12 protein-coding genes and 1 pseudogene are annotated in these 12,927 nt (G+C 35.5%); 4 read left to right on the plus strand and 9 right to left on the minus strand.

What is annotated here, in order from left to right; translation table 11 throughout:
* Nucleotides 1-947: 947 nt before the first annotated feature.
* Entirely contained in the window at nucleotides 948-1,997 is a 1,050-nt protein-coding gene (locus HOO54_RS14445; protein ID WP_172296454.1) for an NAD(P)/FAD-dependent oxidoreductase, read from the minus strand.
* Nucleotides 1,998-2,525: 528 nt separating this feature from the next.
* On the opposite strand from HOO54_RS14445, the gene HOO54_RS14450 reads away from it, so the two are divergent.
* Nucleotides 2,526-2,633 (plus strand): YjcZ family sporulation protein, encoded by a 108-nt coding sequence (locus tag HOO54_RS14450; protein WP_172296457.1) that lies wholly within the window; start codon nucleotides 2,526-2,528, stop codon nucleotides 2,631-2,633.
* Nucleotides 2,634-3,037: 404 nt separating this feature from the next.
* Nucleotides 3,038-3,598, plus strand: coding sequence for an SMI1/KNR4 family protein (locus HOO54_RS14455; RefSeq protein ID WP_172296460.1), 561 nt, complete (start codon nucleotides 3,038-3,040; stop codon nucleotides 3,596-3,598).
* Nucleotides 3,599-3,998: 400 nt separating this feature from the next.
* Here HOO54_RS14455 and HOO54_RS14460 read toward each other — a convergent pair whose 3' ends face one another.
* From HOO54_RS14460 to HOO54_RS14490, 7 genes are all read right to left on the minus strand, one after another.
* Nucleotides 3,999-4,535 carry an SMI1/KNR4 family protein gene (locus tag HOO54_RS14460; RefSeq protein WP_172296463.1) on the minus strand — a complete coding sequence of 179 codons (537 nt, stop codon included), beginning with the start codon at nucleotides 4,533-4,535 and terminating at the stop codon, nucleotides 3,999-4,001.
* Between the two features lie 628 nt (nucleotides 4,536-5,163).
* On the minus strand, nucleotides 5,164-5,667 hold the full coding sequence (locus HOO54_RS14465; protein ID WP_172296465.1) for a hypothetical protein: 504 nt from the start codon (nucleotides 5,665-5,667) through the stop codon (nucleotides 5,164-5,166).
* 186 nt (nucleotides 5,668-5,853) lie between these two features.
* Entirely contained in the window at nucleotides 5,854-6,747 is an 894-nt protein-coding gene (gene cyoE / locus HOO54_RS14470) for a heme o synthase (protein ID WP_172296468.1), read from the minus strand.
* A gap of 736 nt (nucleotides 6,748-7,483) precedes the next feature.
* The gene (locus HOO54_RS14475) at nucleotides 7,484-7,912 is read right to left on the minus strand and encodes an HIT domain-containing protein (RefSeq protein WP_172296471.1); all 429 of its coding nucleotides are present in this window, start codon (nucleotides 7,910-7,912) and stop codon (nucleotides 7,484-7,486) included.
* Nucleotides 7,902-8,501 (minus strand): CdiA family toxin C-terminal domain-containing protein, encoded by a 600-nt coding sequence (locus tag HOO54_RS14480; RefSeq protein WP_172296474.1) that lies wholly within the window; start codon nucleotides 8,499-8,501, stop codon nucleotides 7,902-7,904. The genes HOO54_RS14475 and HOO54_RS14480 overlap by 11 nt, the downstream gene beginning before the upstream one ends.
* A gap of 189 nt (nucleotides 8,502-8,690) precedes the next feature.
* A complete protein-coding gene (locus HOO54_RS14485) occupies nucleotides 8,691-8,924 on the minus strand; it encodes a hypothetical protein (protein WP_172296477.1) in 234 nt (77 codons plus the stop codon).
* A gap of 401 nt (nucleotides 8,925-9,325) precedes the next feature.
* Nucleotides 9,326-10,177, minus strand: coding sequence for an alpha/beta hydrolase (locus HOO54_RS14490; RefSeq protein WP_309244878.1), 852 nt, complete (start codon nucleotides 10,175-10,177; stop codon nucleotides 9,326-9,328).
* A gap of 477 nt (nucleotides 10,178-10,654) precedes the next feature.
* Here HOO54_RS14490 and HOO54_RS14495 point away from each other — a divergent pair, with 477 nt between their 5' ends.
* Both HOO54_RS14495 and HOO54_RS14500 read left to right on the plus strand, forming a co-directional pair.
* Nucleotides 10,655-11,107, plus strand: a complete 453-nt coding sequence (locus HOO54_RS14495) for a hypothetical protein (protein ID WP_172296479.1) — start codon at nucleotides 10,655-10,657, stop codon at nucleotides 11,105-11,107.
* 12 nt (nucleotides 11,108-11,119) lie between these two features.
* A pseudogene (locus HOO54_RS14500) lies at nucleotides 11,120-11,325 on the plus strand (helix-turn-helix domain-containing protein).
* Between the two features lie 171 nt (nucleotides 11,326-11,496).
* Here HOO54_RS14500 and HOO54_RS14505 read toward each other — a convergent pair.
* On the minus strand, nucleotides 11,497-12,918 hold the full coding sequence (locus HOO54_RS14505; RefSeq protein WP_172296481.1) for a PTS transporter subunit EIIC: 1,422 nt from the start codon (nucleotides 12,916-12,918) through the stop codon (nucleotides 11,497-11,499).
* Nucleotides 12,919-12,927: the final 9 nt, after the last annotated feature.

The raw sequence follows: 12,927 nt of genomic DNA on the forward strand, positions 1-12,927 counted from the left end.
CCTCAAAATATATGAATCTCAAGTGACATCCTCATTATATTTTTAAAGTGTTAAGCTAGTGTTAATCGATTTTAAAGATTGGATTTACATGACGGAGAAGTCCGGACAACTTTATGAAAGGGATGGGGAAATTTAGCTGTATCGATGTTGTTAAATCGGCAAAGGTCCAGCTCCGGTACAGAGCTAAAAAAGGTATTCTCGATGGAAGAAAAGGGAATATTCAGATTTTACTTGACCGTGAAATCGCATAGGAGCTTTATGTCCCGAATTAAGAAGTATGCATATGTAGGAAGAGGGCTAAAAGTTCGGCATTTTCTCACATAACTTCACTAAGTTTGCGCTTGATGAAAGGATCGTTAAGCTTCCATATTGACTACATGGACGTTTTCTTGTTTTATCAATAGTTTGTATGTAGTTAGATAACCAATATATGGAATTAGAAGTTTTAGAGAGTCATTTTATATTATTTATTCCTCCATCACTAATAAAATCCCGAATTTCCATATTCAAAAAGACATCTGCCAAAATTCTATTGATCTCTGTACTTCTTCTGGTTTCAGCAACATCCTTTTACTATTCATCTTCTCCTTGTTTTAAAGCAATTTCATTCAAAATCTTATACTTAGTGAAAGTCTAGCATATAAGTTTTTCCGCTTTGACCAGGTGTTAAAAGATGCCTCAAAAATTAGCTCATTTTGTTGTCATTCAATTTCAGGAAGTCTTTCTTAAACATCCGCCTCTGCAATTATGTATTGTTAACCTTATGTAATAAACATGCAAAAGAGAAACATTTTCTGATGGCGGTAATAATGGATTACTTGGTGATAGTACAAGCTCATTTATTAACAAAAAGCTAAAAGAAGGGGTGAGAAAACTCGATCCCTCTTCTCCCCCTTCAGATTAGAATGCTTTAAGAAATCCTATCCAGACTGTTTAATTTACGTTTTTTATTTGCACAACTTTTCTATAAGCCCGCGGTTGCGCTCTTTGAAAACCTCGTTATGTGATGACACGATCGCGCTCTTTCTGGCTTCGGGCTCAATAAAGCGCTTGGCACTGTTGACTGCATTTGCTGCATCTTGAAACGCTCCGGCGATCAGGTGCAGTTTCCCTTCGTAATGCAGGATATCTCCTGCCGCATACAGCCCGGGCACAGAAGTTTGGGAGTTGGCAGTACCCGCGATAAAATAGTCATCAACTCGGTTAATATCCAGTCGACTGTTCTCCAGCAATGATTTGTCCCGTTCATATCCGTGGTTAATCATGACCTCATCCACATGTAGCACCGTAACTTCACCGGTTTGAGAGTTTGTCAGCTCCACACATTCAATCATCTCATGATTATCCGATGCGATCAGCTTGGTAATCTCAGTATGGAAGAAGCAGCTTACCGAACTATTCAAAAGCTGTTTCACCTGAGATTCATGTCCGCTGAGTTCTTCTTTGCGGTAAGCGAGGTAGACCTTCTTCGCTACAGGTTCGAGCTCGTTTGCCCAATCAACAGCCGAATTTCCTCCACCTGAGATGATCACCGTTTTATCTTTAAAATACTGCAGTGACTTCACCGTATAATTCAGATTTGACACTTCAAAACGCTCTGCCCCTTCAATCTGAAGCTTTTGTGGATTGAGGATACCGCCGCCCACAGCAGCGATAACCGTCCTAGACAGATGCACGCCCGAGGTAGTCGTATGTAATTCGAACAGCCCTTCTTGATTGCGAGCGATCGACTCTACTTTCTCATTTAGCAGCACTTCAGGATGAAATGTTAATCCTTGCTCTACCATCTGTTCAATTAGCTTGGCTCCCGGAATCGGCGTTTGCCCCCCGATATCCCAAATCATTTTTTCCGGATAAACATGAACCTTTCCTCCCAACATCGGCTGATATTCAATAATCTTTGTTTTCATACCCCTCAGCCCGCTGTAGAAAGCGGAATATAATCCCGCCGGTCCTCCGCCGATAACAGTCACATCATACACTTCATTCCTACCCATATCTCTTCACTCCTCATATATATCATGATCAAAAACATCGTTGTAAATGATTATCATTATCATTTAGTGTACTTTGATTTCTTCTCTTTTACAATCAATTTTAGAAATTATCTTTCGGTAAGTTTGCTTGTCAGAGATAAACAGTCTGGGAACACTGAAATCACAATATAATCAGGCGGTAACCGGTATGATCTGTCTTGGAAAACGTTATGAACATTGTGATTGATAAGGAGGATTTCTCAAAATTTCATTATTTTTTTTTTTCACAAATAGCTTTCTATCAGTCTCTTCATCCATTAACATTAATTTCATTACCATTTTTGTCATTGTTACCTCAAACATCCACTGTTGTCCATTTCAATTTGATATTTAAAACATAAACTAAATTATCTCCTCTGTTACCATGTTTTTACCTCCAAGGGCACTCAAATTTGGGTGCCCTATTAAAAAATTGGGGAGAAACTGTCCAACCATTTTTATGGAATTATCATAAACTATATAAGCTCCTAAAAAGAGGAGGTGGATTGAATGAGTGGAGGATATGGCGCAGGTTTTGCACTAATTGTTGTCCTGTTTATCCTTTTAATCATCGTTGGTACTTCTTACGTCGGTGGTTTTGGTGGTGGTTTCTACTAATTGGTTAAAGGCAGACTACTTTAGTAGTCTGTCTTTTCATATTTTTGTGTCATATTTAAAATCTATTCAATACTGAATCAACATTGGAACAATCAATCACGAGTTCAAGAATAAAATGACAACACCTAACAATTGCGCGAGTCATGACTTTAGACCTGTCCGCCTGTTGAACTTTTCTAAGATCATTAGTTGTCAATGATCAGCATCTTATTTCGCAGCTGCTGCATTTCTGATAGTGTATCATCTGTATCAAGCCAGCCGTAAAACCTCGATACATTTTCAAGACGACTCTGTCTCAAACAATAACGGAAAATGTAAAACTAAGAAAGGAAAATTTCTTTTCGTGTCGAAAAACTAGAAAGTATGCTACCTTCGTCCACAATTTGGCTAATAAGAGGTGAAATATGAAACATTTTATTGGTGCTACATTAAATGGGTTGAAAAAACGATTGAATGAAAAGAATGAAATCACTCTTTTCTGCACTGAGGGAGATTCATGTGAGACCGTATGCAGTTTTCATGAACCTGCTTCAGATAAAGAAATACGAGATTTTGAAGAAATAGCTTCAGTCAAATTACCGTCAGACTATAAAGCGTTTTTAAAGCTGCACAATGGAGCCGATATATTTGATTTGCTGTCTGAGGGTTCTAATATTGGTGGAGGTCTTCACTTATTTAATCTGAATCAAGTAAATCATGATCTACACGAGTTAACACATCTTGAAGAGGAATATATTCCTATTGCCCATTTACTCGAAGGAAGCCACCTACTCATTGACCAACGTATTTTAAAAAAGGAACGAAGAAACTATCTTGTCTTATTCAGCGGAATAGATTATGAACCTTTAAACTTGAATTTCGAACTTTTTATGGACAGATATATCTTATCTCAGGGTCAGAACTTTTGGGAATGGCCTATTTATACAGCGGAAAACTATTACGACCTTTGTCAAAATCATTTTTAATGTCCTGTTAAAGTGAATGTGAGGATAGTTTAACTTACATCAAAGAAGCGGCAGTCTAATAATAAATGTAGCCGAAGGAATATGAAAACACGCTATGTCTCACTCACTTTAAGCGTATTCAAATCGTATTATCGTCATAGCCTACTTCAAAAACCCAAGTCCATTTTCCTTTATTGAATCATAAATTCGATTCAAAGTGATCAGGTCGGTTGTTTCAACTAAGCGATGTTGAAATTGTTCCTAATTTTACATTAGGTCACCCTTTTCACCATTTATCATCAAATCTATTTTAGTTATCATATACAAGTCTATCACCTTTTGTTTACTGGACAAGTCCGATAGCTGGGTTGATCTTAGAGCTTATTTTTCCACGGAAGTGACGTGAATGTCTATGGGTACTTCATTCCTCAACAATGCTCTCATAATATTTCTTCATACATTGATTTGATTCCCAGTACTTGTTTCCATTTGCGGACAATATCCGATCAAGCCAGATTTCAAAACTAGACCCTAAAGCTTCAGCTTCGTTCATATCGTCTAGCCCATCTTTATAATACATATAATCTAAACCTTTATGATATTTATTGGTGTCAATGATATAATGCCCAGCATCATGATACCCAATCAATATATAACCTTTTGGGAGATCTTGAATTTCATTATATGTTAAAACATCTTTTATGCTCAGGACTTCAATGCCATCTATAAATTCTATTCCATTGTGTAAACCAAGAAACACTTTATAGTCTTTCGGAAGCTTCACATTTAAAGCCTTTTCTAAATCATCAATTTGTTTATCAGTGGCTGGATCATTAAAATAGAAGTATGGATCTTCCAAGACATCTCCACCTTGTATAAGCATAGGGAAGGTTCCGTACTTTGAAACTGTTTTTTTTAGACATGCTATTGTCATCTTAACCAGTTTACCTTCTTTCATTGCCCTCTTCTCCTTTATGTATGTACTTACACACTTTTTAATCGCTCATCTAAACAACTAGCATTCTTTCTCTGTTTATTGCAAAATTGTTTTCTACCCGTACTAACATGAGACTAAAGTGCGAAGATCCCTGAATATAACCAAAGTATATTAAATGAAAATTCAGAAAACAAGACCAGAAACTTTCTTTAGGATGTTCGTTGGATACATACAAAACCAAGACAACAGCTTCGGAATTTATGAGACTTCCCTTCAGAAACTTCAGCACACTCTTGGCAGAACCACTACCACAAGCATCTTCACAATTCCATGTCCCATTTTACCTAAAGTCTTTTTCTTAACATGCACATGATAGTTTCTAAACCTGTGGTCGTTTGAAAAGCATTTAGCCAACCAAGGTAACTGATATTGGTTATTTGGATTATACCTCATCTAATTGACTAAATTTTTTCACTTAAATTAGCAGCAAACTGAAAGAAGCCTCGACCATATCCAAAGATTGAACATGAGCATAGGTTGCTCCCCTATCCTGGGATGGGCGGGAGTGTATTGCGGATTTAAAGGAATCTTGAAAAGTATGTATTAGCAATCAAGGTTAGTTAATTTAATTAATAATACTTACGACTATTCAGTCTATAAAATCGCTTTCTTTAATGTTGTAATGAGTTTTTAATTGAGTCAATACAGAATCCGTATCAATATAGATTTCAAAATATGAGAAGTCAAATGCTCTTAATTCTATTTGAGCTAAGCAATGTTGAATAAATAAACCTTCTTCAGTTTCAGGTAGAAATTCTTGATTCCATTTAACCACATGACCTTTTGGAATTCCAATAAAAACTCCTTTTTCAAATTGGTGCACTTGTCTTACTGCGTTAATTAAATCTTCTGTTGCTGAAAAAAAACTATAGGGTTCTGATTGATTCTTAGGAAATAATACTGATAATCCTACTTCCGTGGAGCCGAAAACATCAAATACATACCAATCCAATTTTTCTTCAACTTCTTTTAGACACAAAAGAAGTTCAGCCATTTGTTTCCCTAGACAAATTATTTCACTTGATTCGTGAAAATGCTTGTCGTCCAATCTAACTATATACTTTGGTTTTCTATGGTGAATATTTTCAGTCATGCAACCACCTCCTGGCTATTCTAATGCTTTTCCTTTCTTTTTAAAACTCCAAGAACTATCTTTAAGTTCAGCATCATGAACATGGGGATTTACATGATCAGGCCAATCTATCCTATTACTGGTTCCCCTTTATCCTGCTTAAAACAAAAATTTGACTCATTATTTTTAAATAGAAGTCTTCTAATCCTATAACTTAAAAATTATCCCCATAAGAGAATAGATAATTACAGTTGAAAAGAGAATCGTCATATGGAACAAGGAAAAAATAAACATTGATTTTGCCCATTTTTCAGCATTCATTTTTTTGTAACCCAAAAGACTTAACATAAGCCATAAAACCCCTAATAAAAGTGCTACTAACATAAGACCAATACTTAATGAACCAAATAGAACGCTTATAGCAACCAATACAACTAAATAAATATTTGTTTGTATGTATGTTCTCTTTATCCCTTTGACAACAGGAAGCATAGGAACTTTTGCAGCTTTGTATTCCTCATGTTTTCGAATAGCTATCGCATAAAAATGTGGCATTTGCCAAATGACTGCAATCACAAAAAGTCCAATAATAGCAGGATGGGTGATGTCTGGAAAAATAGCAGCCCATCCTAGAAGAGGTGGCATTGCTCCAGAAATACTACCGATTTCTGTATTGTAAACCGTTTTTCTCTTACTCAACATTGTATACGGGACAATATAAAAAAATAATCCTAGGAACCCTAGGAATGCTGCTAAAGATGATGCAAATGCAAGAATTATTATTCCAAAGGTAGACATAAAGATACCAAGCCATAATACTGTTCGGGGCTTTATTTCTCCTGTCACTGTAGGTCTGTTTTTAGTTCTCTCCATAATAGAATCAATATCACGATCATACAAGTTGTTAAAAGCTCCTGCAGCACCCATTACTAATACCGAACCGATTAATGCATATATTATTTCCGAAGTTTTTTCAAACAAGCTAAAATGATATGTATATAAAGCTAAAGTCAATCCAGCAAACATAGGAATTAAATTTGATTTTATAATCCCGATTTTAATAGTTTGTGCCAAAATTTTTGTTAGAGCCTGTTTCGGCATTGTATTGTTTTCTTCCCTTCATATTATTATTCTCATTCTTCCTATAAAAGAGTTTTTCGAATTTCTAAAATTTAAAAATGACAAAACTATAATAATCGTTAAAATAATTTATATGTGGTAGATGAAAATTTATGAATGATCAACTCGGGGGATACATCATGTTGTATATAATTGGTATGTTAATTCTAACTGGTAAGATTGTCAAGAGATGCTGATTGGTTAAAGACTCGATCAGAAATAAATGAAAAACCGAGTTGATACTAATTTGTTTAACTATGTAAAATATTGATAGGTTAAATGAATTAGTATTTTATATTTTTTGTAGATAAAAGTACAGAGTTCTGCAGGAAATTCGTGCAGAGTACATCTGCATAAAAAAGGCTTGCGAAGCTCTAAAATATCATCTAATACTTTGAATCGTTAGGAATTCATGTATCTTCGTCTTGTTAAATAAAGACCTATTTAATTTTCCATCCAGTTAAATCCAAAAAAAGTGAGCAAACTATATGATAGTTCGGCTTCAACTAATCCTATCTATAGCTGTGTCGAACCGGAATCGAGAGACCTCCAATCATTCTTTATGATGATCTGGAAACCAGAGCTGGAGAAATACCAATACCAGCATGTTGTATTTCTTTTAAAAAGCTATCCAAATCATAACTCAAGTTTTGACGCTTACAACCAAAGACATAACAAATCCAACTTTGATTTAACAGGTTAAACAAAAAATAAACGATCATCCCCTTACAATTTTTTCCCAAACTGAAAGTAAGTTATTTTTCTCAGCTGCTGTATAGTCAGTGTCTAATTGAAATACACACTTTTCATTCGCGTGTCTTGGTATTACATGAAAGTGCAGGTGTCTAATGCCTTGTTGAGCAAAATGCCCATTATCCGATAGTATAGTGTAATCTTCACAGAGACCTGAGTTAATTAGTATTTGAGGAACCTTTATTAAAGAATCCATTATAGCATAAGATAGAGAAGGATCGTTTAGATGATCAAGTCTTTCAATATGTTTATTTGGTATAATTAATGTATGCCCATATGCAATAGGATTTATATCAAGAAATGCTGTTATATAGTCATTTTTATATACTTCAAAACACGAAATTTTTTGATTAACTATTTCACAAAATATACATTTTCCCATTTCACAACTCATACTTTGTTAAGTCTCCCTTTCTTTCTGACATTCTTTTCGAAATATCATAAAAAATAAAACACCCAGACAAAATAAAAAGATAAAAGTAATTCAGAAATGATACCATAGAATATAAAGGTATAATATCATATAAAAAGCCTGTATTAATTGGCAACGATATTACTGACAATAACAAATATTGTAAGAACGGTATTATATCTTGTATTCTTTTGTATAATAAAGCAACCACAGCTTCCCTGCCAAGTGCACCATTAGCAGAAGCATCATGTGCCGCCTCCTTTCCTAATTTAATATACTGTTTATCGGAGACGACTGTAGGGTCATAAACTGTTTTGTTAAACTCAGTCGCTTTCCATCCTGTTATTTCTCCAGTTTTTCCATCAATAGATGGCACTTGATAACTTATCTTTTCAACTCCTGGCATGGACGGGTGTCGTTTATTATTTAATACATTGACTTCATTCTTATAAAATTCATCCTTGTTATGTGCCCGTCTCCTTGGAACAGAGGGATCAACATTTTTTATGTGGTTTTCTAAATTAGATGAAAATTTAACATCTCTCGCACCACTACCACGAGCAAACTTCATAATCCCATGGCCGATTTCACCTCAACGATAAGAATTATACAGATTTATCCACCGAATGATTGTATATCTCTTCAATTTTAGAACAGTTAAGAAAAGATCTGAATAGACCCTTAGGCCTTTCTTTTGTGAAGATCGCTTAATTAAGAATGGTGACGATATGGAGTTGCAAAGTTTAAGAGGTGGAGTTCTTTAGTGTAATGCATAATTCTCGGTTCTTTTATCATGCTCCATTAGAGAAACAGCAAGGATATTCTCAATCGTAAACGTCTTTGTTTGCCTGCTCTTTAAACAATAAGCCCGAATATAGCCTTTATTAATTTGACGAACAATGATTAATCTTTTTGAAAGTTGGCCATCTCTTCTCATATAGATCATATCTATAGCTGTTTTCTCTTTAATTGAAAGATTTAACATCAAATTCATGTGCTCCTCCTCCTTCTTACTCTATTTTACAGGAACACTCGTTCTGTTTCAATATGGATAGGAATGTTTGTTCGCGATATCTGTTTATCATGTTTTGTTGTGGATACCAAACTCATTGTTATTGAATGTTAAGCGAAGGGTTCTTTTTTTGGGATGAAGGTAAAAGATTGGTGGTCAAAAGCACGAAATATTCTGTCTACCTTTAGGGGAGTAGGTAGCCACGGGTTTCCCAAATCATTAAATTAGGATAGACACAGCCTTTTCAACTGTGTCCATATCCAATCGGTCCATATGTAAATCAAAACTTGTACATCCTACATTATTATAGGGTTAGGGCATCATTTAAGTGTAACAATAGTCAACAACAACTTAGAAGACCGGTGTTACCAGCCCTTTCATGCTCATTTGTTTTGTTTTTTTAGAAATGCCATCACCGCTTTTGTCATATCCCGCGCTTCTTTTGGTGCATCTGGAGAACCGAACATCTTATTTAAATCACTGTGAGATAAGTTTTTCACTTGATAAACAAAATCAGATCCTTTCACCTTGTTTAAAGTTCTGGCGAATTGATAGACAGAAGGATTTTCCCAGCGCGTAACCATAAAAGCCGGAGGCAAATTTGAGTTGTTCATATAGGTAAGCGGTGATGCTTCTGTCCACACCTTTTGATTGGTGCCAAACACCTTTTTGTAAGACGGAATCGCTTCAATGAATTGTTTCACATTCATAGGTCCATCTAATACAACAATCGAATGTAGTGATGCGGGTGCAAGACCAACACGATCTAAATATCTTGGATCTGTGGCAATTAAGCCTGTCAGATGCCCTCCGGCAGAATGCCCCATGACATTTATTTTTGTTTGATCCATTTGATAGTCATCTGCATGGTCCATCACCCATTTAATTGCCTTAGCAACATCATAGGCCATATCATTATACTGAGCATCTGGATGAAGTCGATAATTTACAGACACGAAAACATAACCGTTTTCTGTAAAAAACGCCGGCTTTGATGCAACATTGCTCTTATCTCCGCCTGTCCATCCCCCTCCATGAATGTAGATGAGAACAGGATGTTTTTCTTTGTTAGCCGTCTGCGGTGTATAAATATCTAATACTTGTTTGTCATCTTTTGCATAATGAATATTTTCCTTATCCTTATCCTTTTCTTTTTCCTTTTCGTTATCTGCAGTACATCCGAATAAACCTAGCAATATTGTAACTAATGCTGCCCATTTAATCATTCGTCTCAATTTAAAACACCTTTCTTCTTTAGCAATGTTGTATTAGAGTCCCGTCATCTATATTAAAAAACACGACATGTTTGTGCTCCCCAGCACCATTAAAAGAGATTTTGATAATGTCCTTAAATGGATTTTGGCAGTTTCAACAACATTCACTCCCCTTTCTCTTAACCTTAAAGCTATATCTTTCATTATACAACTACATCTATTCATTTTGAAAATGCTTGAGAACAGGAAAATAAGTCAATAAGAGAGAACGATTAAAATATTATGTATTCGTGATCACTCCAAACACACCATAACAAAATGTTCCTTATTATCTTTCTGTTATTTTTTCTATGAAACTTTAAAAATAGAAAGTAAGCATTAAGTTTTTAAATTTATATTTTAAATTGAATGGTAGTAAAAATATTCTGTAAGCAAATGAATCGATTGATTTCAACATTAAAGATTTCGAAATTTTTGTTAATGTTAACAGGGATATGGATGTATTGTGGCAACCTTTTGTTGCCAGGGCACTCTTTTACATGGACTAAAATCCAAGTTTTTGGGCACACAAAAATATACATACCTCATTTATCGACTTTCCAATTTACTATTATTCTAACCATTCCACTATTTTTACTCACTCTAATTGGCATAGGACGATTCATCTCTATATTAGAAACGATGCTGGCAAAGAAAACTCCATTTCATAGTGAAGTCGTTTCTATATTTAGAAAATTCAGCAAAATGATTTTATATTTCGGCTTTCTAAAGCTTGTTATCAGTATAATTGGCGGATTATTTAACCTATACCCAGAGAATCTTTATACAGAGGAAGTGGTTATCTTATTTTTTCCAGCCGATTATCTACTTGGTTCACTTATTATGATGGGAGTAGCCTATATTTTAAAGCTTGGGATCTCAATTAAATCAGAAAATGATATGTTTGTTTAAAAGGAGATTCTCATGAAAATAATCGTTCGATTAGACAAGGTAATGGCCGAACGGAAGATGTCATTACATGAAAGATCGAAAAAAGTTGGGGTAATAAAATATCGATGTTAAAAACAGGAAAGGCGAAAGGTGTAAGATTCAAAACTCTGTCCGCCATTTGCAAAGCCTTAAATTGTCAGCCTAGAGATATTTTAGAGTATAGTGAGGAAGAAGAATAGCCTGCCTTGGAAACTCGCAAACAAACGTTTTAAAAGGGGCGAGACGAGAATGAGATACCGCCCCCTTTTTGCCATCATTATATGTCTGGAAAGCTAAAGTCAGCCGACAACTAAATGACAAGTATAATGAAAGGTTCTGTACTAAACTCAACACTTGTAAGAGAGTTTAAATTATTCTTGTTTCATCATTGCTTCTTTTGGTACACCGAAAAAGTATGTTGTGAAAAATCCACCAAAATAACCTACAATTAGACCCATGATATATTTCCAGATTCCACCTTGAATAAGTGGAATTAAAGCCACACCAGACGGTCCGATTGCCATTGCCCCAACTTGGCCAAATAATCCAATTGCTGCTCCGCCAATACCGCCACCGATACAGGCTGTTATAAATGGACGACCTAAAGGCAAAGTGACCCCATAAATCAATGGTTCACCAATTCCAAGAATACCTACAGGAAGTGCACCTTTGATCATATTTGTTAAAGATTTATTTTTTCGGCAGCGTATCCATAAGGCAATAGCCGCTCCAACTTGTCCTGCACCTGCCATTGCAAGGATTGGAAGCAATTGTGTCATTCCTGATGTATGAATCATCTCCATGTGGATGGGGATTAATACTTGGTGTAATCCTAACATTACAAGCGGTAAAAATGTTGCGCCAAGTACAAATCCGGCAAAGACACCGCCGCGCGCTAGCACCCATTCAATTGAACCAATTAAATGATGTGAAACAAATCCGGCAAAAGGCATAATCAAGAAAATGGTGATTAAACCTGCAATAAGTAATACAATAGTAGGTGTCACAATAATATCAATTGCGTCAGGAATCACTTTACGTAATTGTTTTTCTAACAGTGCTAAAATCCAGACCGCTAATAATACCCCGATTACTCCCCCTTGCCCGTTCATTAATGGTTGTCCAGTAAAGATATTTTGAATAGGAGCCTCTGGCGTCATCCCTGTTAAAAGTGTTGTTCCACCAATGACTCCACCGAGTGCTGGTGTCGCACCAAACTCTTTTGCTGCATAAATCCCTACATAAATAACCAAATAGAAGAAAATTGCATTTTTAATAACAGATAATATGGTTACGTACTGATTCCAAGTATCTCCGTCTAAATGACCTGCAGTAATATTATTTGATAAAATAGACCCGATACCAGCGATCAATCCTGCCCCAACAAATGCGGGAATAAGCGGAATGAAAATGTTTCCAATTTTTCTTAAGATATTTTTTAGTGGTGTGTTGTTCTTTTTCTTTAATTCTGCTTTCATATCAGCCCCTTTTTCTTGCAACTTTTCTGCAGAAAGAGTTACGGATTGACTAGTTGTCCCTTTCCCTTCTGCCAATATAAGACCTACTTGCTCAGCTACCTTTGTCACAACACCCGGTCCAAGGATGATTTGATATGTTTCATGATCAACTACCCCAAGAACTCCATCGATTTTTTTTAAAGTTTCTTCATTTATTAAATGACGATTTACCGGAGTTAAGCGAAGACGTGTCATGCAGTTTGTGTATGACGCAATATTTTCCGCGCCACCAACCGCTTCCAATATTTGATGAGCTAAGTTTTTATATTTACTCATAACCTCTCC

The organism is Bacillus sp. WMMC1349, from assembly GCF_013155385.1.
In the GTDB taxonomy this organism is placed as follows: domain Bacteria; phylum Bacillota; class Bacilli; order Bacillales; family Bacillaceae; genus Bacillus.